The following is a 26,819-nucleotide window of genomic DNA, read 5'->3' as shown; positions in this document are numbered from 1 at the left end:
TACGCAACTTATGTACGTTTGGCCTTACAGCCAGTCACGCAAAATGGGAATCAGTGGGATATCTGCTGGCGGCATCGGGTAATCGCGCAGATTTTCGGCTTTGACCCAAGCGAGTTTCTGGCCTTCCTGCCCCTGCACGATCCCATCCCACTTGCGGCATGCGAACAATGGCATCAGAAGGTGGAAATGTTCATAGCTATGACTGGCAAACGTAAGCGGGGCCAGACAGCTTTGCCACGTGTCGATGCCCAGTTCTTCTTTGAGCTCACGAATCAGGGCAACCTCGGGCGACTCGCCCGGCTCCACCTTGCCGCCCGGAAACTCCCACAACCCGGCCAACGACTTGCCCTCGGGCCGTTGTGCAAGAAGCACGCGGCCATCAGGGTCGATCAGGGCAACAGCCGAAACAAGGACGATTTTCAAGAACGGTAATCCGCGTTTATTTCGATGTAACGGTTGGTCAGATCACAGGTCCAAACTGTGCGGGCGGCTTTGCCAATGCCCAGATCCACGCGGATCAGGATTTCATCCTGCCGGAAGTGTGCTGCACCGTCTTCTTCCTGGTATTTGGGGTTGCGCCAGCCATCTTTGGCTACCAGCACATCGCCAAAGCAGATGCTCAGACGGTCGCGGTCCGCTTCGGCCCCGGATTTGCCGATAGCGGCAACAATGCGACCCCAGTTTGGATCTTGTCCGGCCAACGCCGTCTTTACCAGCGGCGAATTAGCGATGGAAAACGCGACCCTGGCCGCATCGTCATTGTTGGCCGCACCCGTGACACGTACTTCGACAAGCTTTGTGGCCCCTTCGCCGTCGCGGATAACCTGCAAGGCCAGATCATGCATCACCCCTTGCAACGCGGTCTCGAACGCTTTGGCCACCGGGCCTTTGACGGCAGCGGCGTCGCTTTGCCCGGTGGCCGCCAAAAGCAGCGTGTCCGAGGTCGAGGTATCACTGTCCACGGTGATGGAGTTGAACGTGGCACCGACATTGCGCGACAGCATGCGTTGCAAAACAACAGGCGATATCTTGGCATCGGTAAAGATATACACCAGCATCGTGGCCATATCGGGCGCGATCATGCCCGATCCTTTGGCAATGCCCGCAATATGAATGGTGCCGCCCTCGCCCTGCACAGTCGCCGCCGCACCTTTGGCAAAGGTATCCGTTGTCATCATTGCGTGGGCAGCCATTTCGATGGCATCACTCCGCAGATTGGCGACCAGTTCGGGCAGCACGGTTGTGATTTTATCATGGGGCAGTGGCTCACCAATCACTCCGGTGGATGAGGAAAACACGCGTGAGGCCGGCAAATCGAGCGCGGATGCGACCCCGCCTGTCACGGCGGCTACGGCCTTGTCGCCAACCTTGCCCGTAAAGGCGTTGGAGTTGCCAGAGTTAACGATAATGGCCGCGCCAGCACCTGCTGGGACCTTGGTCGCCAGTTTGTCCTGACAATCGCGCACGCAGCCAGACCGGGTGGAAGACTGGGTGAAGACCCCGGCCATCGCTGTGCCGGGGGCAAGGCGGATCAGCATCACATCCTTGCGGCCAGCATATTTGATCCCGGCCCCGGCGGCCGAAAACTCGACCCCCTTGATCACGGGAAGGTTGGGGAAGCCATCTTTGGGCGCAAGCGGTGAGACAGGCTTGGCGGCTTTCAGCTTGGCGCTGATCTTTCCGGCAACCTCTGTCACCTCGTCCCTGACATCGCTGGCAACATCAGAGACGGTTTCCGTCACCTTCATTTTCAGCTTACGCAGACGCTTTTTCAGTGTCTTTGCTTCGGCCTTCCAATCGGTCTTTGCCATGGCTTCCCCCTGCGACTACTTGTCCAGCAGCGTTGCATCACGCAGCAGGGTCGGGTCAAGCCCCTCGCCGGGGCGTGCGATTTGCGCCGCGTCTGTCAGCGCCTTGATATGCGCCTCAACAGCGGTGCGCTCAATCTCTGCCGCGAGTTCGTCGCGGGTCTCATCCAGCGTCGGTGCCTCTGCAATGCGAGTCTCCTTAACCAGAATGAGGTGAAAACCAAAATCCGACTGCACCGGAACCGTCACCTTGCCAATCTCGGCTGCGATCACGGCATCTTCGAATGGCTTGACCATCATTCCGGTGCCAAACCAGCCCAGATCGCCGCCATTGGCGCCAGAGCCAACATCAATGGAATTGGCACGGGCGAGTTCGGCGAAATCGGCACCGCCATCAATCTGGGTTTTCAGCTCATTCGCCTTTTCCTCAGCATCGACGAGGATATGGGCGGCATTATACTCGGTGACAGGTTCGGCCCCCGCGAACTTCGCATCATAGGCAGCTTGCAACGACTCATCAGTGACGGCGGTTGCGACCACGGCCTGAAGTGCCACGCCCGAGATATAGCCGCGCCGGTCATTTTCCAGCGCCAGACGGTCGCGCTTGGCAACCTCGGCCACCGATTGTTCCAGCGCGGTTTGCTGGATCAGCTGGTCCAGAATGCCTTTGAACAGCACGTCATCGGGCAGCGCCTGATACTGTTGCGGCAGACCTTCACGCAGGGCGATCATATGGCCGAGCGTTATATCTGTGCCATTTACCGTGGCCACCACTGTCTCTGCGGTTGTGTCTTGTGCCAGTGCAGGCACCGACATTGCGCCCACAACAGCACAGCTGGCCAAGAACTTGGTCCATTTCGTCATTTTCACACCCTCCTGAACGGGCTGCGACCCCGCCAAACATTGACTATGGCGGGCCTGTCCCTTAAATCGCGGGGGTCGCGTGCGACGGGGCCGGCCGGCCTTCTTGGGCTTTCTATGGAAGGCATTGGGGGCGGGCAAGGCCCTTGGTTCACACGATGCTGTCAGGAATACCCACGGAGAACATATGCTGGGTCTGGGTTCGCTAACGCGTAAGGTCTTTGGTTCGCCAAATGACCGTAAGGTCAAATCGGTTCGTCCGTTGGTCGCACAGATCAACGCGTTGGAGCCGGAGTTCGCCGCGCTCAGCGACGACGGCTTGCGAGAAAAGACAAAGTCGCTGGCACAGCGAGCGCAATCGGGCGAAAGCCTTGATGCGCTTCTGCCCGAGGCTTTTGCCAACTGCCGCGAAGGCGCGCGTCGCGCACTTGGCCTGCGCGCGTTTGATGTGCAGCTGAAGGGCGGGATTTTCCTGCATCAGGGCAACATCGCCGAGATGAAGACCGGTGAAGGCAAGACGCTTATGGCAACCTTTCCCGCCTATCTGAACGCTCTGGCGGGCAAAGGCGTGCATGTTGTCACGGTCAACGACTATCTGGCAAAGCGCGACGCCGAATGGATGAGCAAGGTTTACGGCTTTCTGGGCCTGACAACGGGCGTGGTCTACCCCTATCAGCAAGCGGACGAGAAAAAGGCCGCTTATCGCTGCGACATCACCTATGCCACCAACAACGAGCTTGGGTTCGACTATCTGCGCGACAACATGAAGGGCAGTATCGAAGACATGTCCCAGCGGGGGCATTTCTTTGCCATCGTGGATGAGGTCGACTCGATCCTGGTTGATGAGGCCCGCACGCCACTGATCATTTCCGGTCCGTCACAGGATCGGTCCGAGCTTTACATCAAGGTTGACGGCCTGATCCCGAAACTGACAGATGAGCATTACAAGCTGGACGAAAAGACCCGCAACGTGACCTATACGGATGAGGGCAACGAGTTTATCGAAGGTCTGGCGCGCGAAGCGGGGATTCTGCCCGATGGCCAGAACCTTTATGATCCCGAAAGCACGACCATTGTTCACCACGTCACGCAGGCGCTGCGGGCACACAAGCTGTTCAGCAAGGATCAGCAATATATCGTGCGCGACGGCGAGGTGATGCTGATTGACGAATTTACCGGGCGCATGATGCGGGGCCGCCGTCTGTCAGACGGCTTGCATCAGGCGATTGAGGCGAAAGAAGGCGTGCAGATTCAGCCGGAAAACGTGACCCTCGCTTCGGTGACGTTCCAGAACTACTTCCGACTGTATAACAAGCTGGCCGGGATGACTGGCACGGCGGCGACCGAAGCCGAAGAATTTATGGAAATTTACGGCCTTGGCGTGGTCGAAGTGCCGACCAACCGCCCCGTCGCTCGTAAGGATGACCATGATCAGGTCTACCGTACCGCGCGTGAGAAATACGAAGGCGTGGTCAAGTCGATCAAGGAAGCACATGAAAAGGGTCAGCCGATCCTTGTCGGCACCACCAGTATTGAAAAGTCGGAATTCCTGTCTGGCTTGCTGAAAGAAGCTGGCGTGCCGCATAACGTTCTGAACGCGCGCCAACACGAACAAGAAGCGCAGATCGTGGCCGATGCCGGACGCTTTGGCGCGGTGACGATTGCGACCAACATGGCCGGTCGTGGAACCGACATCCAGCTAGGCGGCAATATCGAAATGCAGGTGATGGAGGCTATCGCCGCCGACCCGCATCTGAACCCGGATGAGGTGCGCAGCCGGATCGAAGCCCAGCACGCCGAGGAAAAAGCCAAGGTCATTGCTGCCGGGGGCCTGTTCGTTCTGGGCACCGAACGCCACGAATCCCGCCGCATCGACAACCAGCTGCGTGGCCGCTCGGGTCGTCAGGGTGATCCGGGGCGGTCGTCGTTCTTCTTGTCGCTTGAAGATGACCTGATGCGGATTTTTGGCTCGGACAAGCTTGACGCCGTGCTGTCTAAACTTGGCATGAAAGAGGGTGAGGCGATTGTGCACCCTTGGGTCAACAAGTCGCTGGAGCGCGCGCAGGCTAAGGTCGAGGGCCGCAACTTCGATATGCGCAAGCAGCTTTTGAAGTTCGACGATGTGATGAACGACCAACGCAAAGCGATTTTCGGTCAGCGGCTGGAGATCATGGAAGCCGAAGACGTGGCCGAAATCGCAGAAGACATGCGCGCACAGGTGATCGACGATCTGGTCGATCTGCACATGCCGCCGAAAAGCTATCCCGATGCCTGGGATGTCGACGGCTTGACGCTGGCCACGCGTGAGAAGTTGAACATTGATCTGCCACTGGCAGATTGGGCTGCCGAAGAAGGTGTCGACCAGGACGTGATCAAAGAGCGCCTGGCCGAGGCCACCGCTAAGGCGATGTCCGACAAGACCGAAGCTTTTGGTGTCGACACGATGCGGTCCATCGAAAAGCAGATCCTGCTTCAGTCGATTGATGCGAAATGGCGGGAACATCTGCTTACGCTGGAACATCTTCGGTCTGTGGTCGGGTTCCGGGGTTATGCGCAGCGTGACCCGCTGAACGAATACAAATCCGAAAGCTTCGCGCTGTTTGAATCGTTGCTTAACTCGTTACGTCAGGAAGTGACGCAAAAGCTGTCGGCAATCCGTCCGCTGACGCAAGTCGAGCAAGACGCTATGATGGCGCAGGTTCTGGCGCAGCAACGCGCTGCCGCTGATCCTGCGGATGCAGAGCCGTCCGCCCCGGCCGAGGCTGCCGAGACCGCATCAACCCGTCTGCCCGGTTTTGACGAAACAGACCCCAGCACCTGGGGAAACCCAAGCCGGAACGACCTTTGCCCATGCGGATCGGGCGAAAAGTTCAAACACTGCCATGGACGCATTGTCTGATCCCACTGCGCGGCAATTGTGGCTGGGGCAGCCAAAGCTGCCCCATTTTTGCCACCTACCGTGGAAACATTCCATCAAGCTGCCACCGATTGGCCGCCTTTGGCTGTGATGTTGCACAAGACCGTAAGTCTGGAGGCAACCATGAACCTGCTACGCAAACTGACACTCGTGGCTGGCACTGGGGCGATTGCCCTTGGGGCAGGGCACTATGTGCAGGAAAAAGCAGGCAGCCGGACCACTGTCGGCTTGCCCGATGTGGTGGTGTCCGGTGTCATGCCTGTTGCGGCGGGGCGCGAAGAACTTACCCCACCTTCCAAAATAATCCAGGCTCCGGTCTTGCCTGGCGAACCAGCCTCTATCGTCGACACTGCGCCGCTGCCGCAAGACTCTGTACCGGATCAGCTGGCCGCCGCTGACCCGGTGGAGCTGGCCCCTCTCAATGCGCCGCCGATGACCGCACTGGAAATGGCTGCGAAGCCAGACTGCGACGTAAGGTTTGATTTGCTGGCTCAGCCAAATGCCATGATTGGCATCTCGATGCTGGCTCCCTGCCAACCCGATCAGCGCGTGGTGCTGCGGCACGCGGGCTTGGCTGTCACGGAACGTACCTCGGCCAGCGGCGCGCTGTTTGCAATGCTGCCTGCCCTTACAGCGGTTGCGGATGTCGAAGTGATCTTTCCCGGCGGTGAAAAGGCTTCCGGCTCTTTGCCTATGCCTGATTTTGCAGGGGTTCAGCGATTTGCGGTGCAATGGCAGGCCAATGATGCGTTTCAGCTTCACGCCTTTGAAAATGGCGCCGGTTACGATCAGCCAGGGCATATTTCTTCTTCCTTTACAGGCACATCAGGCGAAACCGGATTTGTGACTGTGTTGGGGAATGCGTTGGTCAACCTGCCCCTGTTGGCCGAGGTCTATACTTTTGGTCCTACAGATCAGATCGACCTGGTGTTGGAGTCTGCCATTACCGACCGCACCTGTGGCCGCGAAATTCTGGGTGAGGCCATTCTTGCCAAAGACGGATTGGTTGAAATCAGTGATCTGACACTGGCGATGCCGGATTGTGACGCGGTCGGGGATATTCTGGTATTGAAAAACCTGCTTGAGAACATGACACTGACCTCTGCAAACTAGTGGGGCGCACGGGGGTATATGGGGTCAGGTTGGTGTCGCGCGGCGGTTTTCGCCGCGCTTTGTGTCCCCTCGGGTGCCGGGGCGCAGGATGTAACCCTGTCCGCCCGTGAAGGCGGGCTGGAAATCTCTGGCACGCTGCAAGGCTATGACGGAGAGTTCTACCGCGTTGACAGTGTTTACGGCCTGTTGACGGTCGATGCGGCTGGCGTGATTTGCGATGGCCCTGCCTGCCCTGACCTGACAGCACCCAAGGCGCGGGTTCGGATTGTCGGGCTGGCTGGTGTGGGTGAAACCCTGCTGCCGCCGCTGATGCGCGCCTTTGCCGAAGCGCGCGGGCTGTCCTATGACGAAGATATGCAAGGGGGCTATAGCGCGGTTGTCTCTGACCCCCAAAGCGGCAAACCGTTGGCTGATATAGGTTTTGTGGGTGCAACGCCCGAACTTGCGCGCGCCGAACTGCTTGCTGGCCGGGCAGAGATGGTTCTGGCCGCCGCGACAGAACCTGCCATGGGGTCGCGCGTGCTGGCGTTGGACGCGATGGTGCCGATCGTGGCCCCAGACAATCCGGTGCCCAAGATCAGCACCCGCGATCTTGCACGCGTGCTGGCTGGTGAGGTGGCGAACTGGTCCGATATCGGCGGGCCGGATATGCCGCTGGTTCTGCATGGTCTGGCACCGGATGAGGCGTTGCAGCGGGCGCTTGCGGCGCGATTGGGGCGGGATGTGGCGGCCAGTGTCGTGCATGGCGATATTGCTGCACTGGGGGATGCGGTGCAGCGTGATCCTTGGGCGGTGGCGATGACGGTCCGGGCGGGTGTGCGTGATGCGCGGGCTTTACCACTGACCGACAGTTGTGGCTTTCCCTTGCTGCCATCCGCTTTGGCGGTCAAAGCCGAAGATTATCCGCTGTCGCTGCCGATGTATCTGCTGACCCCAAATCGCCGCTTGCCCTTGTTTGTGCGGGAATTTCTGACGTTTCTTGATACACCGCAGGCGCAGGCTGTTGTGGCTGCTGCGGGGTGGATTGATCGTCAGCCGGAGCGGCAGCCGTTGACGGGCGACGGCTTGCGGCTGATCAACGCGATTCAGGGTGCCGGCGAGGAAACGACACTGGCCGATCTGAAGCGGTTGGCTGATGCGATGAATGGTGCCGACCGCCTGTCTCTTACCTTTCGGTTTCAGGATGGTTCCAGCCAATTGGATGCCCATTCGCGCGACAACCTCGAAGATCTGGCGCAACTGATCGAGGTGGGGGTGTTTCGCGACCAAGCCCTTGTGCTGGCGGGGTTTTCTGATGGATCAGGTGCGGCGGCCGCCAATCTGGCGCTGAGCCAATCGCGTGCCGAAGGGGTTTTGGCCGGACTTGCAAAGGCAGGGGTCGCAGAAGCCGATTTGCCAAAGATCATCGCCTTTGGTGAAGCGATGCCGATGGCTTGCGACGAGACGGGTGCCGGGCGACGTTTGAACCGGCGGGTGGAAGTTTGGCTGAAGCCGGTGTTTAAAGATACCCGTCCGAGCGGAAACTAATCTCGCGGCTTTTGCCGATGATCAAGTGGTCGTGCAGGGTGATGCCAAGTACTTGACATGCTTCTTGAATCTGGTGGGTCATGCTGATGTCGGCTTGACTTGGGGTAGGGTCACCCGAGGGGTGGTTGTGAACCAGTATCAGCGCCGAGGCGTTCAGTTCCAGCGCGCGTTTGACCACTTCGCGCGGGTAGACCGGCACATGATCTACGGTGCCCTTGGCCTGTTCCTCATCCGCGATCAGCGTGTTTTTACGGTCCAGAAACAGAATGCGGAATTGTTCGGTTTCGCGGTGCGCCATGGTGGTGTGGCAATAGTCGAGCAGAGCATCCCAGGATGTCAGAATGGGCTTGTGCATGACGCGGGCGCGCATCATGCGCTGCGAGACGGATTCGAACAATTTTAGTTCACAAACAACGGCTTCGCCCACGCCTTTGATGGAGGTCAGTCGGGAAATCGGTGCGGTGATCACCCGGTTCAGATCGCCAAAGGTGTCGATCAACAGGCGAGCGAGGGGTTTGACATCTTGCCGGGGGATGGCACGGAACAAGAGCAGTTCCAGCAGTTCATAATCGGGCATCGACGCGCCGCCATCTGCCATGAAGCGGTCACGTAGGCGTTTGCGGTGGTCTGCGATATATGAGGGCAATTTTTGTGGCAGAGAAGATGGCGCGGCCTCATCCTCATCGCCGGAAGGCGGGAATAGGGGGAAGGTGCCATCGTGAAAGCCATGCTGTGCCATGGGTGCAGGTTGGCATGGCAGGGTGAATCAAATGTTAATCGAGGAGTAGTGTCCGAGGGCGGGCGCAGGGCCAAATCTGACGTATGACCTGCGTCTGGTTCAGGTATGGCCGACGTATGGCTTGCGTCATGACATTTGTGCGCTTCGTCAGCGCGTGGGCAAAGAAAAACCCCGCCGGTTGCCCGGCGGGGTCTTGGTATGGTGATGTGTTCAGGACTGCGCTTGCGCGGAGTTTTGATCAGCTTTTCATGCCGTCCCAGAATCCTTTGACCTTGGAAAAGAACGATGACCCTTCGGGGTTGTTTTCCTCGGACAGTTTTTCAAACTCGCGCAGCAGTTCTTTTTGCCGCGCGGTCAAGTTGACCGGTGTTTCCACCGCCAGTTCGATCAGCATGTCGCCAACGCCGCCGCCGCGCAGGGCGGGCATACCCTTGGCGCGTAGGCGCAATTGCTTGCCGGATTGCGCGCCTGTGGGCACCTTTACCCGGCTACGGCCACCGTCGATCGTGGGCACTTCGACCTCACCGCCGATGGCAGCTGTTGTCATGCTGACCGGCACACGGCAGAACAGATGCGCGCCGTCGCGTTGGAACAGGGCGTGTTCCTTGACCTCGATAAAGATATAGAGGTCGCCCGATGGCCCGCCGCGCAGACCCGCCTCACCCTCACCAGCCAAGCGGATGCGGGTGCCGGTTTCTACTCCGGCGGGGATGTTGACCGACAGGGCGCGCTCTTTTTCGACCCGGCCCTGACCACTACAGGCGCGGCAGGGGTTCTTGATGATCTGGCCCATGCCGTTGCAGGTGGGGCAAGTGCGTTCAACGGTGAAAAAGCCCTGCTGTGCGCGCACCTTGCCCATGCCCGAACAGGTGGGGCAAGTGGTGGGTTCGGCGCCACCTTCGGCGCCCGAGCCGCGGCAGACCTCGCAGGCCGTCGAGGTGGGCACGTTGATGGTTTTCTGGATGCCCTTGAACGCCTCTTCCAAGGAGATGCGCAGGTTGTAGCGCAGGTCGGAACCACGTTGCGCACGCGAGCGGCCCCCGCCGCCACCGCGCCCGCCCATGAAGTCGCCGAACAGGTCTTCGAACACATCCGAGAAGGCCGAGGCAAAGTCACCATTGCCGCCTGCACCGGGATGCCCGCGCCCGCCGCCCATGCCGCCTTCAAAGGCGGCGTGGCCATATCGGTCGTAGGCGGCCTTTTTGTCGGCGTCTTTCAACACCTCATAGGCCTCATTCACCTCTTTGAACTGGGATTCGGCGTTGGGATTGTCTGAATTGCGATCCGGGTGCAGTTCCTTGGCCTTGCTGCGGTAAGCCTTTTTCAAGTCTTCCGCCGAAGAACCTTTGGGAACGCCCAGAACGTCGTAAAAGTCACGTTTTGCCATGGGTTAGAACACCTTTCCCGAACCGGAGAGGGGCGGCCCGTTGCCAGACCGCCCCCTGTTCCGTTTCTGCGGTCTTACTTCCGCTTGTTTTCGCCCAAATCCTCGAAGTCGGCATCGACGATATCTTCGTCAACGTCGCGCGGGCGGTCAGGATCGGCGCCTTCGCCTTCGGATTGGCTGGCCTTGTAGATCGCTTCGCCCAGCTTCATCGCGGCTTCGGTCAGGTTCTGGATACCCGAGCGGATTTTGCCAGCGTCTTCACCTTTCAGCGCTTCTTCAAGCGGCTGCATGGCAAGTTCGATGGCTTCAACCGTGGTCGGGTCAACCTTGTCAGCGTGTTCCTTGATCGACTTTTGGGTCGAATGCAGGAGGCTTTCGCCCTGATTGCGGGTTTCCACCAGATCGCGGCGTTCCTTGTCGGCCTCGGCATTGGCTTCGGCGTCGCGGACCATCTTTTCGATGTCTTCATCCGACAGGCCGCCTGAGGCCTGAATGGTGATGGCCTGTTCCTTGTTGGTGCCTTTGTCCTTGGCTTTCACCGACACGATGCCGTTGGCGTCGATATCGAATGTCACCTCGATCTGCGGCAGACCGCGCGGGGCGGGCGGGATGTTTTCAAGGTTGAACTGGCCCAGCATCTTGTTATCTGCGGCCATTTCACGTTCACCCTGGAACACCCGGATCGTCACGGCGTTCTGGTTGTCTTCGGCGGTCGAGAAGATTTGCGACTTTTTGGTCGGGATCGTGGTGTTGCGGTCGATCAGGCGGGTGAACACGCCGCCGAGGGTTTCGATGCCCAAGGAAAGCGGGGTCACGTCCAGCAGAACCACATCCTTGACGTCGCCTTGCAGAACGCCAGCCTGAATCGCGGCGCCAGCGGCGACGACTTCATCAGGGTTGACGCCCTTGTTCGGCTCTTTGCCAAAGAATTTGGTCACTTCTTCGATCACGCGGGGCATACGGGTCATGCCGCCGACAAGAACCACTTCGTCAATGTCGCCAACCGAAAGGCCAGCGTCTTTGAGCGCGTCCTTGCACGGTTTCATCGAGCGTTTGACCAGATCATCGACCAGCTGTTCCAGTTTCGCACGGGTCAGCTTGACCACAAGGTGCAGCGGCTGGCCGGTGTTTTTGTCCATCGAGATGAACGGCTGGTTGATTTCGGTCTGGCTGGAAGACGACAGTTCGATCTTGGCCTTTTCTGCCGCCTCTTTCAGCCGCTGAAGGGCCATCTTGTCCAGCGTCAGGTCAACGCCGTGTTCCTTTTTGAACTCGTCAGCCAGATAGGACACGATGCGCATGTCGAAGTCTTCGCCGCCAAGGAAGGTATCGCCATTGGTGGATTTGACCTCAAACAACCCGTCGTCGATTTCCAGGATGGTGATGTCGAATGTGCCGCCACCAAGGTCATAGACCGCGATGGTTTTGGTTTCTTTCTTGTCCAGACCATAGGCCAGTGCGGCGGCGGTCGGTTCGTTGATGATGCGCAGCACCTCCAACCCGGCGATTTTGCCTGCGTCTTTGGTGGCCTGACGCTGGGCGTCGTTGAAATAGGCGGGCACGGTGATGACAGCCTGGGTGACGGTTTCACCCAAGTATGCCTCGGCGGTTTCTTTCATCTTTTGCAGGATGAAGGCCGACACCTGGCTGGGCGAGTATTTGTCGCCGCGCACTTCGACCCATGCGTCGCCATTGCCGCCGTTGACGACCTTGTAAGGCATGTTCTTTTGATCTTTGAGGATCACCGGATCATCAAAGCGGCGGCCAATCAGGCGCTTGACCGCAAAAATGGTGTTGCTGGCGTTGGTGACAGCCTGCCGTTTGGCGGCCTGACCGACAAGACGTTCCGTCTCTGTGAACGCTACGATCGACGGCGTCGTGCGCGCGCCTTCGGAGTTTTCAATGACGCGAGGTTGCGACCCATCCATGATGGCGACGCAAGAGTTGGTTGTTCCAAGGTCGATACCGATGACTTTGGCCATGTTTTGATCCCTTTCTACAGGCGATGGTCTTGGCGCGGGCCCGATGCGCGGCACCCTTGCCCATGGAGCGTGCAGTAAATCCGGTTCATCCCGAATTACCGTTGCGTGCTGTATATAGGTGGCGTGCATTTTGCCTGCAACGGGGTCACAGCATGCAGTGTTACGAATTTTTCTTATACGTGTCCTGTAATGCTGCTAGTGTTGCCGCGCGTTGATCGGGGGCAGTGGGAACCTGCGCTGCTGGTGGGCGTTGTGGGATATGACAGTTGAAATGAAAAGGACGTGCTAATGCTTTATGTGGACATTCCAACCAAGGCGCAAATCGACAAACTGATTGCGGCGAGGGGGGATGCACTGGTGTCATTCTTTATTCCGACCACGCCAGAGACGCAGCATATCGGACAGGCCCGCACCACGCTGGGCAATCTGTTGAAAGACGCAGAGGCGCAGCTGGAAGCCGTTGGCACCGCAAAGCGGACGATCTGGCCGATTTCGGAACAGATCAACGATCTGCTTGATGATGATGATTTCTGGGCAAAACAGGCCAACAGTCTGGCCGTTTTCGTCAGCCCCGACCGTTTGCGTACCTATCGCCTGCCCAACCATCTGACCGAAATGGTCCAGGTGGGAGACCGCTATTTCATCAAACCGCTGCTGCGGTCTGTTTCGGGGCAAAACCACGCTTTTGTGCTGGCTTTGGCAGAAAATGAGGTGCGTTTGATCGAAGTGTTTGCCGATCTGCCGCCGATTGAGGTGCGCGTGCCGGACATGCCGAAAGATGCGGCTTCGGCTGCTGGCACGTCGAATGTCAATTCGCGCAGCTATTCCAAGCGGACCGGTGGCTCTGAGGGCCAGAATGCGCTGCTGCGGTCGTATTGCCGCAAGATTGACGATGCGCTGCGCCCGGTGCTTGCGGGGCGGGATGAGCCGCTAATTATTGCGGCGACCGATCCGCTGCTGTCGATGTTCCGCACTGTCACGACGCATGACCACATTGCAGAAGATGCGATCAAGACCAGCCCGATGCGGATGACCCCAGCCGAGCTTGCCACCGGAGCGCGCCCGGTTCTGGATGCGGTGCAGGCCAAGTTGATTGCGTCGTTGCATGAACGGTTTGAGGCCCTGTCAGGTGAAGGCCGTTCGTTGACGGATGTGGCGGACGTGGCCAGGGCGGCGACCTTTGGTGCCGTTGATACGCTTTTCGTCGATATTGATGGCGTGCTGCCCGGATCGGTGGATGAAACCACGGGTGCCGTGACCTTTGACAAGGAATCGACTGCGGCAAACATGGGCGTTGTCGATGAGATCGCAGGCCGGGTCATTGTGGCTGGCGGGTCTGTGGTTGCGGTGCGCAAAGACGACATCCCCGGTAAGGGTGCGCTGGCGGCCATTTTGCGTTATAGCTTGTAAGCCAATCAAGGGCGGGGGCAGAGCAATCTTGCCCCCGCTGCGTTACCGGTGATCCAGCGTGCAGCACCCTTGCAGTGCAGAATTGCCATCCGGCGCTTCGGTAAACATGCGGGTGGCAAAGCCAAAAGCGCGGTCTGACATGCCATCGGAGCAGGCTTCGCGTGTGATCACCAGATTGCGGTTCAGCGTCGGGCCCTCTTCAAGTTGAACGAAAAACCCCTCTGGCGCGACGGCTTCGTGTGTGACGGTCATCGGCACCGCGCCTGTATCGGGCGAGTTATACTCGGCGCCACGAGGATACAGGCTGACGGACCAAAAGGGTTCTGTCCCCATGCAAGACAGCGGGCGCTGCACTATATAACGGTCGTCGGGTTCGATCAGGTCAAGAAACGCCATGGATACCCACCCATTTCCTTCGGGCAAGCCAACGCGACCCCATCTGCCGTCAGGCGACAGGTTCAGCACTTCGATATTCAGGCTATAGGGACCGATTTCGTCCATGATGTCTGCTGTTGCCGAAGGTTCGGCGCGGATATTGAGCACATCATTGGCTGAAACGCCCTTGACCGAATAGCTGGACGGAAAGATTTGCGCCAAGGCCAATCCGGGCCACAGGACAGCTGACAGAAGCAAGAAACCCCGGGTCATCTTTTGGCCCCCCAACTGCTGGATGCGTGTTTGCGGGTGTAAAATTCGCCCATAAGTCCGATCACGATGCAGATGATCATGCAGGTCACCGGATATTTGATAGAGCTGTAATGCGGGTTATAGTTCAGGAAAACAAAGCCGCGTGCCTGATCGATGATGTGAAACAACGGGTTCCAGTCAAAGTAGGCCAGAATATAGGTTGGCATCATGTTGGCGACGAACATCTTGCCCGATGCGATCATATTTGCGCGCTGGTAGATCGATGAAAAGATTCCAAAAAATTCTGGCTGCCAGGGCATTGCTGCCTTGAACACCATGCCGATGGCAACGCCCGTGCCCCATGCCAGCAACAGCATTGCGAATGCTCCGACCGGGTCGAAAAAGGTGATCGGGGTAAAGGCTGCGTGATAGATGAACAGGATCACCCCTGCTGACAGCACCTGAGTGTAAAGCGCCCCGATGGCTGCCGCCGCGATGGCGATGATCGGATTCATCGGCGAATGCTTCATCATGGGCGAGGTCGGCCCGTCAGCCCCCACGACCGCGCCGACGGCCTTTGTATGGGTCATGAACATGAAGATGCCCGACATCACATAGAGCAGAAAATCACCACGAATGGCGTTGCCCCGCAGACCCAGCAGATCGAACATGACGTAGAACACCACGACCATGACAAGTGTTTGCATGATGTTGAGCAAAAGCCCAATCACCGCATTGCCATGTGTCCGCCGGATGGACCGGACGGTGGAATGAAAAATAAGCTCCAGCATCGCAAAGGCGCTGCTGGCCGGTGACTTTCTGACCGCGGGTCGGAACATTTCTGCCCTGTCCTCTTGAGGGTTACGGCTGGAACCCCTTACCATACCAGAGGAAATCTTGATGTTTCCTTTGCGCCGATGATAAGGCCAGCTTGGGTTTTAAGCAACTGTCGTGCCGCAAGCGGCGCAAAATGGAGGCCGATGTGGATTTTGACGCTTTGACACAGGTGATGCGACGTCTGGCGCTGGAGGCGGGCGACAAGATCATGGCCGTCTACGAAGGCCCGGATTTTGACGTGAAGTCAAAAAGCGATGCCAGCCCGGTCACCGAGGCGGATGAGGCGGCGGATGCCATTATCTCGGCTGGTCTGCGTGCGGCGTTCCCGGATGTGGTTCTGATCACCGAGGAACAGGCCGATAGCCATGCATTGACGGCCAGCACCTTCCTGATTGTCGATCCGCTGGATGGCACAAAGGAATTTGTGCAGCGGCGTGGCGATTTCACGGTGAATATCGCCTATGTCGAAAAGGGAGAGCCGCTGCGCGGGATCGTCTATGCCCCGGCCAAGGGGCGGCTTTTCTATACGCTTGCTTCAGGCGAGGCCGTTGAAGAGCTGATTTGCACAGGGCAGGACAAGCATGTGGACGGGCAGGTAGGTCAGCTTGTGCCAATTGCTGTGAACCCGACACCTGACAATGCAAAGCTGATGGTGGTGGCGTCGAAGTCGCACCGGGATGCGGTGACCGATTCCTATATCGGGCAGTATTCCGTCAAGGATATGACCAGCGCGGGCAGCAGTCTGAAGTTCTGTCTGATCGCGACGGGCGAGGCAGATCTTTACCCGCGTCTGGGCCGCACGATGGAATGGGATACTGCCGCTGGCCATGCCGTTCTGCGCGGTGCTGGTGGTGAGGTCATCCGGTTTGATGACCATGCTCCACTGCAATATGGAAAATCCGGCTGGGACAATCCGTTCTTCATTGCCTATGCGCCCGGAGTCGTGTTGCGCAAAGTGGCGTCCAGCGCGTAGGGTCTTTTCAGACATTTTTGAACGGATGCTTGCAACGAGCCATACTTGCCATTTTTTGGTCAAATGTTCGTGTTAAGGCTATTTCAATGGCTCGTCGATGCGACGGGCAACTGCAAAGAGCGAGTGAGATGAAGCAAAAAAAGGTTTTAAAGGCCGTCTTTCCAGTCGCTGGGCTTGGAACGCGATTTCTGCCGGCCACAAAGTCGATCCCCAAAGAAATCATGACTTTGGTTGACCGCCCTTTGATCCAGTATGCCATCGATGAAGCGCGTGCTGCCGGGATCAAGGAGTTCATCTTTGTTACCAGTCGCGGAAAGTCGGCGCTGGAAGATTACTTTGACGTGGCCCCCGAACTGGAATCTGCCCTGCGCAAGGCGGGCAAGGAGCAGTTGCTGGAGGTGTTGAAAGACACCAACATGGATTCTGGCGCGATTGCCTATATCCGGCAGAACCGGCCTCAGGGTCTGGGGCATGCGGTGTGGTGCGCGCGCCGTCTGATCGGGAATGAGCCTTTTGCCGTGCTGTTGCCCGATGACGTGATCGCAGCGGAAAAGCCCTGTTTGCAACAGATGGTTGAGGCTTACGCCGAAACCGGTGGCAACATGGTCGCCGCGATGGAGGTCGCCCCGGAAAAGGCGTCGTCCTATGGTGTGCTGGACATCGGCAATGACATGGGCTCGATCGTTGAGGCCAAGGGGATGGTGGAAAAACCGCCGCTGGGCACCGCGCCGTCGAACCTTGCGGTGATCGGGCGGTATATCCTGTCGCCGGATGTTCTGAACAATCTGAACAAGATCAAGCAAGGCGTGGGCGGTGAAATTCAGCTTACCGACGCGATTGCCGAGGAAATCGGCAAAGGCAAGGTCTATGGCTACCGCTTCCGTGGTCAGCGCTATGATTGCGGATCGAAAGCCGGCTTTTTGCAGGCAACGGTGGCCTTTGGTCTGGCGCGGCCTGATTTACGTGACGAATTCAGCGCCTATCTGAACGATATGGTCGCGCTTCAGAAAGCCGCACAATAAGGCAGGCCAGAGTGAAAGGCCCTGTCCAGAAGCTGTCGGCGTTCGTGTCTTCGGCGGCACAGGCCTATGGTTTGCGGATGCGGCGCCGGCGGCACCTTTGGCGATCGTTTCGCAGCCGTCATGCGCTGCGCGTTGTCAAAGACCGCAGCGGCACCATTCATCGCGGCGACATCCTGTGCTTTATGACCGTGCGGAATGAAATGCTGCGGCTGCCGCATTTTCTGGACCATCACCGAAAGCTGGGGGTCGATCACTTTCTGATCGTCGAGAACGACAGCACTGATGGCACCCGCGACTATCTGGCGGCGCAGGCGGATGTGTCTTTATGGACCACAAAGGCCAGCTACAAGCTGTCGCGCTTTGGGTTGGACTGGGTGACCTGGTTGCAGATGCGTCATGGCCACGGGCATTGGTGCCTGACGCTGGATGCGGATGAGCTGCTGATCTACCCCTATTGGGAAACCCGCAATCTGCCCGCGCTGACGGGGTGGCTGGACGATCAGGGCTTGGAGGCCATGGGGGCCATGATGCTGGACCTGTATCCCGAAGGGCCGTTGTCTGAGGCGGAAATCGCTGCAGGGGGTGATCCGCTGACGGTCATGCGCTGGTTTGATGCGGGAAATTATGCTGTGCAGGTTCAGGACCGCATGGGCAATCTTTGGATTCAGGGCGGCCCGCGCGCGCGGCTGTTCTTTGAAACCGAGCCGCGACGTGCGCCGACGCTGAACAAGATTCCGCTGGTGCGATGGGACTGGCGTTTTGCCTATGTAAACTCTACCCATTCCATGCTGCCGCCTCGGATGAATGCGGTCTATGCACGGGATGGCGGCGAGCAAATTTCGGGGTTGCTGCTTCATACGAAGTTCCTGCCCGAGATCATTTCCAAATCGGCCGAGGAAAAGACCCGCCAACAGCATTTTGCCAATAGTGCGCTGTATGAGGGGTATTACGACAGTGTTATGTCTGATCCAGTGCTGCATTGCGCTGCGTCTGAACGTCTGAGCAGTTGGCGGCGGTTAGAGGCGCTGGGCCTGATGTCGCGCGGCGGATGGATCTGAGCGCGACTTTCAAGGTCTGTCTGGCGCAAACAGGTCAAATTGTTTACTGTTTGGCATCAATTGACTAGCGTGGTCTGTAGAATGTGGGCAAATGACGTGTGGTCGGTGATCAGGGTCAGCTTTCGTTAACGCTCATTTGCTGTTGTGGTTTTCGGTGTCGTCAAGGATCGGGTCGCTATCTTGGGTTTGTTGTCTTCCTATCGGCTACGTTGGCACCGCAGGCGGCTGCTCATCCGGGCATGGGCCAGTCGGCGTGATCTGACATTGGTGGCTGACCGTTCCTCAAGGCAAAAAGATGATGCGATCTTTGCCTTCACCACCCTGCGCAACGAAAAGATCCGCCTGCCCTATTTCTTGCGCTACTACCGCGATCTGGGCGTGAACCACTTTTTTATTGTCGATAACGGGTCCACTGACGGGTCTTTTGAATATCTGCGGGATCAGCCTGATGTATCGCTTTGGCGGACCGAGGCGGGCTATAAGAAAAGCCGGTTCGGGATGGACTGGATCAGCCATCTGCTGCGGCGTTACGGTCACGGGCATTGGTGTCTGACCGTCGACCCGGATGAGTTTTTTGTGTACCCGTTTTGCGAAACGCGGCCGATCCGTGCGTTGACCGACTGGTTGGATACAACCCAGATCCGCACGTTTTCGGCGCTGTTGCTGGACATGTATCCAAAAGGCCCGATCACTGATCAAGCCTATCGTGAGGGGCAGGATCCGTTTGAAATCGCGCAATGGTTTGACTCTGGGAATTATCAGATCAGCCGCAACCCGGCCTATGGCAATCTGTGGATTCAGGGCGGCCCGCGCACGCGGATTTTCTTTGACGAAGCGCCCAAGAAGGCCCCGGCGCTGAACAAGATTCCGCTGGTGAAGTGGCACCGCTCGTATGCCTATATCAGCTCGACGCACATGATGTTGCCGCGTGGGCTGAACCTTGCCTTTGATGAATGGGGTGGCGAAAAGGCGTCTGGCGTGTTGCTGCACGCCAAATTTCTGGACACATTCGCCGCCAAGGCCGAAGAAGAATTGAAGCGCGGTCAACATTATGCCGGCAGCGCGGAATATAAGGCGTATCAGGCGGGGCTGTCGAACCACCCCGAAGTGTGGTGCAAATGGAGCGAGAAATATATCAACTGGCGTCAGCTTGAGATTCTTGGTCTGATGTCCAAAGGAAACTGGGCATGATGGGTTTGCAGCCATGACAGTTGGCTTTGTGATGCTGTGCCATACGGCACTGGATCGTGCTGCCCAGATCGCACGGCACTGGGCCGAGCGTGGTTGTCCTGTTGTTGTTCATGTGGATCGCCGGGTTGCATCTAAGCCATATGGTCAGTTGGTCGCCGATCTGGCAGATTTGCCCAATGTGCGGTTTTCGGGCCGTCATGCGTGTGAATGGGGCACCTGGGGCATCGTGGCGGCCAGCCAAGAGGCCGCGACCCTGATGCTGCGCGACTTTTCCGATGTGCGGCATGTCTACCTTGCATCAGGGTCGTGCCTGCCGCTGCGCCCGGTTGAGGAATTGCGCACCTATCTGGATGAGAGGCCCAAGACTGATTTCATCGAAAGCGTGACCACCGAAGATGTTGGCTGGACCATCGGCGGCCTTGATTTTGAACGGTTCACCCTGCGGTTTCCGTTCAGCTGGCGCAAACAGAAGTGGTGGTTTGATACTTACGTCAAACTGCAACGCATGGTCAGATTTCGTCGTAAGATTCCCGCCGAACTGGTACCGCATCTGGGCAGCCAATGGTGGTGTCTGACCAGGCAGACCCTGTCGGCCATTCTGGAGCACCCCGAGCGAGCCAAGATTGACCGGTATTTCCAAAAGGTCTGGATCCCGGATGAGAGCTATTTTCAAACGCTTGTGCGGCAGGTGTCCAGCACGGTGGAAAGTCGGTCGCTGACGCTGTCGAAGTTCGATTTTCAGGGCAAGCCGCATATTTTCTACGATGACCACCTGCAATTGTTGCGCCGGTCAGATTGTTTTGTCGCGCGCAAGATCTGGCCCGATGCGGTCAAGCTGTATGGCGCGTTCCTGTCGGATGACCGCAGCCGTCAGGCCGCCGCCGAACCCAACCCCGGCAAGATCGACCGGCTGTTCGCAAAAGCGGTAGAGCGGCGGACCAAAGGGCGGCCCGGTTTGTACATGCAAAGCCGCTTTCCGAATGAGAACTTCGAAAACGGGCGAACTGCAGGGCCGTATTCGGTGTTCTGCGGTTTTGCCGATGTGTTTGAGAATTTTGAGATATGGCTATCAAAAGCCAGCGGAACCCGCGTCCACGGCCATTTGTTCGCGCCTGATCGCGTGTATTTTGCCGGGGGAGAGTCGGTTTATAACGGTGCCTTGTGTGACAGTGCAAAGGTGCGCGACTATAACCCGAAAAGCTTTCTGACCAGCTTGATCTGGAACACGCGCGGGGAGCGGCAGTGTTTTCAGTTTGGCCCGGCCGATACGCAAAAGTTGAACTGGTTCATGTCGCTGGATGGCAATGCGCAGATTTCGGTGATCTCGGGTGCCTGGGCGGTGCCTTTGTTCCACTCCAATCAGAATTTCAGCGATATCCGACGCGAAGCGGCACGGTTGCAGAAGATCGAGCAAGAGTTCCTGAATGTGCTGCGTTCGCCCTATGCCAAGGCGCGGGTGCGGGTCTGGTCTTTGGCCGATTTCATCGAGAACCCGATGGAGCCTTTGCAGACGATCATTGATGAAATCGGCCCCCGCCAAGGTCGCCGACTGACCGAAGCGCCACGGATGGCCGATCTGACAGGCTTTGGCCAGTTCCTGCAAAACCTGCGCAATCAGGGCATGCAGCCGGTGTTGATGGGTGATTTTCCAGTGGGCGACGACCCGGCGACCAAATCCACGCGCCGCGGGCGCCCCTATCTGGTGAAGTGAGTGTCCAAGCGCTTTGATAGCTTCGTTATGTTTGCAGAAATGCGGACGGGGTCGAATTTTCTGGAAGCTAATCTGAACGCCATGCCCGGCGTTCTGTGCCATGGTGAGGTGTTCAACCCGCATTTCATCGGCAAGAAGGATCAAACCAGCCTGTTTGGTTTTTCCATGACAGACCGTGAGGCTGATCCGATGGCGCTGGTGCGCGCGATGCGGGCGCAGACCAAGGGAATTGCGGGGTTTCGATACTTTCACGACCACGATCCGCGCGTGGTGCAGCCGGTGCTGGATGACCCGCAATGCGCTAAGATCATCCTGACCCGCAACCCGATTGAAAGCTATGTCAGCTGGAAAATCGCGCAGGAAACCGGGCAGTGGAAACTGACCAACGCCAAGAACCTGAAGACCGCGCAGGTTCGTTTTGACGCGGCTGAGTTCGAAGCGCATGTGAGCGCGTTGCAAGAGTTTCAGGTGCAGCTGATGCATGCCTTGCAGGTCAGCGGGCAGACGGCGTTCTACATCGACTATGAAGACATCAACGATCTGGATGTGCTGAACGGTCTAGCCGGGTTTCTGGGTGTGGATGGGTTGGCGGGTCTTGATGACAGCCTGAAAAAGCAAAACCCCGAAGAAATTACGCAAAAGGTTCTGAATCCGGATGAGATGGAGCGGGCGCTTGCGCGGCTGGATCGGTTCAATCTGGCACGCACGCCGAATTTTGAGCCGCGGCGCGCGCCGATGGTGCCGCAGTTCTTGGCCGCGCGCCGGGCAGGCTTGCTTTACATGCCCGTGCGGGGCGGGCCGGTGGCGCAGGTGGCGGAATGGCTGAAGGGTTTTGGCGAGGTTGAGGGCGACTTTGCGCAAAAGACCTTGCGGCAATGGAAAAAATCGCGACCGGGGCACAGGTCGTTTACCGTGTTGCGGCATCCTGTTGCCCGCGCGCATGACGCATTTTGCACACAGATCCTTTCGGGCAGCTTTGCCCAGATCCGCGAGCAGATGGTCAAGATCCACAAATTTGACCTGCCCCCGTCTGGCACGGATTATGCCGATACTGCGGGCCATCGGGCTGGGTTTATCAGCTTTCTGAAATGGGTCAGGCTGAATCTGTCGGGGCAGACAAGCGCGCGGGTTGATGCGCATTGGGCCAGTCAGGTGGCTGTCTTGCAAGGGTTTGCCACGTTCCAAGGCCCCGATCTGGTGCTGCGTGAGGATCGCTTGGCCGAGGGTCTGGCCTTTCTGGCGGCAGAGGTCGGGCAAGAGGCCCCGGACCTTCCCACCGCACCCGTTCACGGGTTCAAACCCTTGGCCGACATCTATGATGCCGAGGTTGAGACCGCCATGCGCGAGGCTTACGCGCGCGACTATGTGGCTTTTGGCTTTTCCGACTGGCGCGGTTAATCGCCCAGATAGCGCGACAGCGTCTTTGCCGTGCCATTCGCCCAAAGTGCATTCAGTGCAGTTGCAAAGGCGGCGGCAAAGCGCGGGTCAGACCCTGCTTCGCCATAGATCGTCTTTTGTCGGGTCCAGACCGAGGGGTCGGATTTTGCGGCCAGTGACAGGCGGTGCAGATTGTCCCAATCGGGGTCGTTCGGTTCAATAGGCGTGCCGCTGTCGGTGGTGCCCGCGCAATAGCGGCACCACAGGGCCGAGACCAAGGCCAGACCTTCGATTGACCCACCGGCCGCCAAGGCATCGCGCAAAGACGGAATGATGAACTTTGGCTGTCGGTTTGACCCGTCAAGGCACAGGCGGCGTAGGGTATCGGCAATTTCCGGGTTGGAAAACCGTGCGCGGATCAGGTCGTAATAGGCATGCAGATCAGTGTTGAGGACGGGCGCGACATAGGGGATGATCTCTTCACGTTCTACCTTGTCAAGAAAGCGGCTGATCAGCGGATTGGCTATGGATTCATGCACATATTCGACATCCATCAGCCCGCCGGGATAGGCGATGGTGGCGTGGCCGCCGTTGAGGATGCGGATTTTCATGGCCTCATAGGCATGCACATCATCGGTGAAGGTCACGCCCACCTTTTCCCACGCGGGGCGGCCTGTGGGGAAGTGATCTTCCAGCACCCATTGGCGGAACGGTTCGCAGGTGACCGGCACCGGGTCATCGCCAAGGCCGAACTCTGCCGCCATGGCACGTTCGCGGGGGCCGGTGGCGGGGGTGATGCGGTCTACCATGCCGTTGGGAAAGGCCACATTGGCCAGAATCCAATCGGCGAAACCGGGGTCAGACAGACGGGCAAGACCGGTGATCGCCGATTGCGTAACATGGCCATTGCCCGGCAGGTTATCGCAGCTCATCACCGTAAAGGGGGCCACGCCCGCAGCGCGGCGCGCTTTCAATGCGGCAAGGATTGCGCCAAAGGCGGTTTTCGGCGTTGCGGGATGGGCTGCATCATGGGCAATTTCGGCGGCGTCAGTGTCGAATTGCCCGGTGGCGGCGTCGATGAAGTAGCCGCCTTCGGTCACGGTCATGCTGACGATCCGGATGGCGGGATCGGTCATTGCTGCGATCAGTGCGGCATTGTCCGGCTGCACGGCAATAAACCCGGTCATTGCGCCGACTCGGCGGGCGGTTCTGCCCTTTGGGTCAAGCTCTATGATCGTTGACAGGCAGTCTTGCGCCAGCAGCGCATCGCGCATTTGCGCATCGCCGCTCCGCACTCCTGCGCCCAGAATGGCCCAGTCTTGCGCAAGACCCATGGTCATCAGGTCGTCCAGATATACCGCCATATGTGCGCGGTGAAAATTGCCAAGCCCGATATGCACGATGCCGGGGGTAAGTGCTGCACGGTCATAGGTTGGCGTGGCGACGGGGTTGGGCGGGGTCTTCATGCCAGGGCATTTCCATCTGCGCCAAACCGCAGGATCTTACCGGGCTGCGGTGCCATGCGAATGGTGTCGCCGTGGTGCATCATCACCTCGCCGCTGGCGCGCACGGTCAGCGTGCCAAGGGCACCTGCGTTTACCTTGAGGAATGTGTCGGAGCCAAGATGTTCTGACAGGCCGACCACACCTTCCCACGGGCCATCGCCGCCGATGGTAATGTGTTCGGGCCGGATGCCGATGGTGGTGGCGTCGTGCTTTGCGGCCTCTGCCCCGTCGATCAGGTTCATCTTGGGGCTGCCGATGAAGCCTGCCACAAACAGGTTGGCGGGGCTGCGATACAGGTCCATCGGGCTGCCGACCTGTTCGATGCGCCCGGCATTCAGCACCACGATCTTGTCAGCCATCGTCATCGCCTCGACCTGATCATGGGTCACATAGATCATCGTGGTTTTGAGGGTCTGGTGCAGTTCGCTGATTTCCTGCCGCATCGACACGCGCAGGGCGGCATCAAGGTTGGACAGCGGTTCGTCAAACAGAAAGGCTGCCGGTTCGCGCACGATGGCGCGGCCAATGGCAACCCGTTGCCGCTGGCCGCCCGACAACTGGCCGGGGCGGCGATCAAGATAGGCGCCAAGGTTCAGGATCTTGGCGGCATGGTTCACCCGCTTGTCCTGTTCGGCGGCGTCCATGCCTGCCATTTTCAGCGGGAATGCGATGTTCTTGCGCACTGACATATGCGGATACAAAGCGTAGGACTGGAACACCATCGCCAGCCGCCGCTTGGCTGGTGGCAGATCTGTGGCGTCCATCCCGTCAATCTGAATGATCCCGCCCGATGTATCCTCCAGCCCGGCAATCAGCCGCAACAGGGTCGATTTTCCGCAGCCTGATGGCCCCACAAAGACCACGAACTCACCCTCATTGATGGTCAGGTCAATGCCGGGGATGACATCCACTTCGCCAAAGGATTTGCGCACTTGATTGAGTGTTATCTTGCCCATGTGGTCCTCACTTAACCGCGCCAAAGGTCAGGCCGCGGACGAGTTGCTTTTGACTGAACCAGCCAAGGATCAGGATCGGTGCGATGGCCATGGTGCTGGCCGCCGAAAGTTTTGCGTAAAACAGCCCTTCTGGTGATGAATAACTGGCGATGAACTGGGTAAGCGGGGCGGCTTGTGACGTGGTCAGTTGCAGGGTCCAGAACGCTTCATTCCACGCGAGGATGATGTTCAGCAGCATGGTTGACGCGATGCCCGGCACTGCCATAGGTGTCAGCACATAGAGGATTTCGGATTTCAGGCTTGCGCCGTCCATGCGCGCTGCTTCCAGAATCTCGCCGGGGATTTCCTTGAAGTAGGTATAGAGCATCCAGACCACGATCGGCAGGTTGATCAGGGTCAACACGCCCACCAGCCCGATACGGCTGTCGAGCAGGCCAAAGTCGCGGAACAAGAGATACATCGGCACCAGCACGCCCACGGCGGGCATCATCTTGGTGGACAGCATCCACATCAGCAGGTCTTTGGTGCGCTTGCCGGGCACAAAGGCCATCGACCACGCCGCCGGAATGGCGATGGCCAGCGCAAGAACCGTAGACCCGACTGACAGGATCACCGAGTTCCAGAAGTGCCGCGCATAGTTCGACCGGGCCTGCACGTCATAATAGCTGTCCAAAGTCCATGAGCTGAACAGCACTTGCAGCGGAGTCTTGATCGCGTCGCCTTCGGATTTGAAGCCCAGAATGATGATCCACAGGATCGGAAAGAAGATCAGGAAACCGATACTCCAGGCAGCTATGGTGACAACCGCTTTGCGGGTGTTTGAGGCTTTGCGGGCCATCTTATGCCTCCAGATTCTTGCCGATCATCCGCATCAGGAAGATCGCAACGATATTGGCCAGAATGACTGCGATAATGCCGCCAGCCGATCCGCCGCCCACATCGTAATTCAGCAGTGATTGCGCATAGACGAGGTAGGTGAGGTTGGTCGACGCTGTGCCGGGACCTCCGTTGGTGGTCACAAGAATCTCGGCAAAGACCGACAGCAGGAAGATGGTCTGGATCAGGATGACGACCGTAATCGACCGGGTCAGATGCGGCACGGTCAGGTAGACAAACCGCGGCAACCAGCCTGCGCCATCCATTTCGGCGGCCTCTTGCTGCTCTCGGTCAAGGCTTTGCAATGCGGTCAGCAGGATCAGAGTGGCAAAGGGCAGCCATTGCCACGCAACAATCAGGATGATCGAGGCAAGCGGCGCATGGGACAGGAAATCAAACGGTTGCAGGCCTAGTGATTTGGCCATGTGGGCGAACATGCCATTCACGGGGTTCATGAACATGTTTTTCCACACCAGCGCGGACACAGTGGGCATCACAAAGAACGGCGCAATCACCAGCACCCGCACAATGCCCTGACCCCAGAATGGCTGATCCAGCAGCAGCGCCAGCAGAATGCCGCCTACCACCGTGATGCACAAAACGCCCAACACAAGGATCAGCGTGTTGGACAGAGCCGACCAGAAGGCGGGCTGGTTCACAAAGTAGTAGTAGTTCTCAAACCCGACGAATGTCTCCATCCCCGGCATCAACAGGTTGTAACGCAGGAAACTGAAATACAGCGTCATACCCAGCGGCACGATCATCCACAAAAGCAGCAGGATGACGGCGGGTGACAGCATCAGGCGCGCAGCAGTCCGGGAATGGGCGGTTGCCATCGGCTTGGTCCTTGTCGGGAAGGTGGGAAGGGGGGTGCGGTGCCGGGCTTGCAGTCCCGACACCTACAGGCGCAGAGATGTGGTGCCGGGCGGAGGAGCCCGGCAC

At 58.4% G+C, this 26,819-nt stretch carries 22 protein-coding genes; 10 read left to right on the top strand and 12 right to left on the bottom strand.

Translation table 11 applies throughout. The features are described 5' to 3' along the window. Nucleotides 1-24: 24 nt before the first annotated feature. From Q8K08_RS20780 to Q8K08_RS20770, 3 genes are read right to left on the bottom strand one after another with little or no spacing between them, the layout of a single operon-like run. Nucleotides 25-423 (bottom strand): (deoxy)nucleoside triphosphate pyrophosphohydrolase, encoded by a 399-nt coding sequence (locus Q8K08_RS20780; RefSeq protein ID WP_304802572.1) that lies wholly within the window; start codon nt 421-423, stop codon nt 25-27. Continuing rightward, nucleotides 420-1,811 carry a bifunctional glutamate N-acetyltransferase/amino-acid acetyltransferase ArgJ gene (gene argJ / locus Q8K08_RS20775; protein WP_304802575.1) on the bottom strand — a complete coding sequence of 464 codons (1,392 nt, stop codon included), beginning with the start codon at nt 1,809-1,811 and terminating at the stop codon, nt 420-422. Before argJ ends, Q8K08_RS20780 begins: the two co-directional genes overlap by 4 nt. 15 nt (nt 1,812-1,826) lie before the next feature. Beyond that, on the bottom strand, nt 1,827-2,672 hold the full coding sequence (locus Q8K08_RS20770; protein WP_305251600.1) for a peptidylprolyl isomerase: 846 nt from the start codon (nt 2,670-2,672) through the stop codon (nt 1,827-1,829). Nucleotides 2,673-2,856: 184 nt separating this feature from the next. Here Q8K08_RS20770 and secA point away from each other — a divergent pair, with 184 nt between their 5' ends. Genes secA through Q8K08_RS20755 form a run of 3 tightly spaced genes read left to right on the top strand, consistent with a single transcriptional unit; the run spans nt 2,857 to nt 8,226 of the window. Beyond that, entirely contained in the window at nt 2,857-5,568 is a 2,712-nt protein-coding gene (gene secA, locus Q8K08_RS20765; RefSeq protein ID WP_305251599.1) for a preprotein translocase subunit SecA, read from the top strand. 60 nt (nt 5,569-5,628) lie between these two features. Further along, nucleotides 5,629-6,699: a hypothetical protein gene (locus tag Q8K08_RS20760; RefSeq protein ID WP_305251598.1), complete on the top strand. Its 1,071-nt coding sequence runs from the start codon at nt 5,629-5,631 to the stop codon at nt 6,697-6,699. 18 nt (nt 6,700-6,717) lie between these two features. Then, entirely contained in the window at nt 6,718-8,226 is a 1,509-nt protein-coding gene (locus Q8K08_RS20755; RefSeq protein ID WP_305251597.1) for a phosphate ABC transporter substrate-binding/OmpA family protein, read from the top strand. Here Q8K08_RS20755 and radC read toward each other — a convergent pair. The 3 genes from radC to dnaK form a co-directional block, all read right to left on the bottom strand. After that, nucleotides 8,198-8,965 carry a DNA repair protein RadC gene (gene radC, locus Q8K08_RS20750; RefSeq protein WP_305251596.1) on the bottom strand — a complete coding sequence of 256 codons (768 nt, stop codon included), beginning with the start codon at nt 8,963-8,965 and terminating at the stop codon, nt 8,198-8,200. The two genes, Q8K08_RS20755 and radC, sit on opposite strands and share 29 nt — an antisense overlap. Before the next feature lie 238 nt (nt 8,966-9,203). Beyond that, nucleotides 9,204-10,352, bottom strand: coding sequence for a molecular chaperone DnaJ (gene dnaJ, locus Q8K08_RS20745; RefSeq protein ID WP_304804494.1), 1,149 nt, complete (start codon nt 10,350-10,352; stop codon nt 9,204-9,206). Nucleotides 10,353-10,426: 74 nt separating this feature from the next. Then, nucleotides 10,427-12,334 (bottom strand): molecular chaperone DnaK, encoded by a 1,908-nt coding sequence (gene dnaK, locus Q8K08_RS20740; protein WP_305251595.1) that lies wholly within the window; start codon nt 12,332-12,334, stop codon nt 10,427-10,429. 288 nt (nt 12,335-12,622) lie between these two features. Between dnaK and Q8K08_RS20735 the strand changes: the two genes are divergently transcribed. Then, nucleotides 12,623-13,744, top strand: coding sequence for a hypothetical protein (locus Q8K08_RS20735; RefSeq protein ID WP_304804499.1), 1,122 nt, complete (start codon nt 12,623-12,625; stop codon nt 13,742-13,744). A gap of 42 nt (nt 13,745-13,786) precedes the next feature. On the opposite strand, the gene Q8K08_RS20730 is transcribed toward Q8K08_RS20735, so the two are convergent. Both Q8K08_RS20730 and Q8K08_RS20725 read right to left on the bottom strand, forming a co-directional pair. Further along, a complete protein-coding gene (locus Q8K08_RS20730) occupies nt 13,787-14,392 on the bottom strand; it encodes a COG3650 family protein (RefSeq protein WP_305251594.1) in 606 nt (201 codons plus the stop codon). Next, nucleotides 14,389-15,210, bottom strand: a complete 822-nt coding sequence (locus Q8K08_RS20725) for an ABC transporter permease (RefSeq protein WP_304804504.1) — start codon at nt 15,208-15,210, stop codon at nt 14,389-14,391. Before Q8K08_RS20725 ends, Q8K08_RS20730 begins: the two co-directional genes overlap by 4 nt. A gap of 143 nt (nt 15,211-15,353) precedes the next feature. Here Q8K08_RS20725 and cysQ point away from each other — a divergent pair, with 143 nt between their 5' ends. The 6 genes from cysQ (at nt 15,354) to Q8K08_RS20695 (ending at nt 22,561) form a co-directional block, all read left to right on the top strand. Further along, nucleotides 15,354-16,181: a 3'(2'),5'-bisphosphate nucleotidase CysQ gene (cysQ, locus tag Q8K08_RS20720; RefSeq protein ID WP_304804509.1), complete on the top strand. Its 828-nt coding sequence runs from the start codon at nt 15,354-15,356 to the stop codon at nt 16,179-16,181. A 128-nt stretch (nt 16,182-16,309) separates the two neighbouring features. Continuing rightward, nucleotides 16,310-17,203, top strand: a complete 894-nt coding sequence (gene galU / locus Q8K08_RS20715) for a UTP--glucose-1-phosphate uridylyltransferase GalU (RefSeq protein ID WP_305251593.1) — start codon at nt 16,310-16,312, stop codon at nt 17,201-17,203. An 11-nt stretch (nt 17,204-17,214) separates the two neighbouring features. Beyond that, nucleotides 17,215-18,261: a glycosyltransferase family 2 protein gene (locus tag Q8K08_RS20710; protein ID WP_370654089.1), complete on the top strand. Its 1,047-nt coding sequence runs from the start codon at nt 17,215-17,217 to the stop codon at nt 18,259-18,261. 180 nt (nt 18,262-18,441) lie between these two features. Then, complete coding sequence (locus Q8K08_RS20705; RefSeq protein WP_304796604.1) at nt 18,442-19,452, top strand: glycosyltransferase family 2 protein; 1,011 nt, start codon at nt 18,442-18,444, stop codon at nt 19,450-19,452. Between the two features lie 13 nt (nt 19,453-19,465). Further along, entirely contained in the window at nt 19,466-21,163 is a 1,698-nt protein-coding gene (locus tag Q8K08_RS20700; RefSeq protein ID WP_305251592.1) for a beta-1,6-N-acetylglucosaminyltransferase, read from the top strand. A gap of 27 nt (nt 21,164-21,190) precedes the next feature. Beyond that, nucleotides 21,191-22,561, top strand: coding sequence for a nodulation protein NodH (locus Q8K08_RS20695; protein ID WP_322573526.1), 1,371 nt, complete (start codon nt 21,191-21,193; stop codon nt 22,559-22,561). Here Q8K08_RS20695 and Q8K08_RS20690 read toward each other — a convergent pair. From Q8K08_RS20690 to Q8K08_RS20675, 4 genes are read right to left on the bottom strand one after another with little or no spacing between them, the layout of a single operon-like run. Beyond that, a complete protein-coding gene (locus tag Q8K08_RS20690; protein ID WP_305251590.1) occupies nt 22,558-24,006 on the bottom strand; it encodes a mannitol dehydrogenase family protein in 1,449 nt (482 codons plus the stop codon). The genes Q8K08_RS20695 and Q8K08_RS20690 overlap by 4 nt on opposite strands. Next, nucleotides 24,003-25,001 (bottom strand): ABC transporter ATP-binding protein, encoded by a 999-nt coding sequence (locus Q8K08_RS20685; protein WP_304802924.1) that lies wholly within the window; start codon nt 24,999-25,001, stop codon nt 24,003-24,005. Before Q8K08_RS20685 ends, Q8K08_RS20690 begins: the two co-directional genes overlap by 4 nt. 7 nt (nt 25,002-25,008) lie before the next feature. Beyond that, nucleotides 25,009-25,839 (bottom strand): carbohydrate ABC transporter permease, encoded by an 831-nt coding sequence (locus Q8K08_RS20680; RefSeq protein ID WP_304802926.1) that lies wholly within the window; start codon nt 25,837-25,839, stop codon nt 25,009-25,011. Nucleotide 25,840: 1 nt separating this feature from the next. Next, on the bottom strand, nt 25,841-26,713 hold the full coding sequence (locus Q8K08_RS20675) for a carbohydrate ABC transporter permease (protein ID WP_304802928.1): 873 nt from the start codon (nt 26,711-26,713) through the stop codon (nt 25,841-25,843). Nucleotides 26,714-26,819: the final 106 nt, after the last annotated feature.

The sequence above is a fragment of the Pseudotabrizicola sp. genome, from assembly GCF_030684215.1.
Lineage (GTDB): Bacteria > Pseudomonadota > Alphaproteobacteria > Rhodobacterales > Rhodobacteraceae > Pseudotabrizicola.
This window is presented reverse-complemented; position numbering and strand designations above follow the sequence as displayed.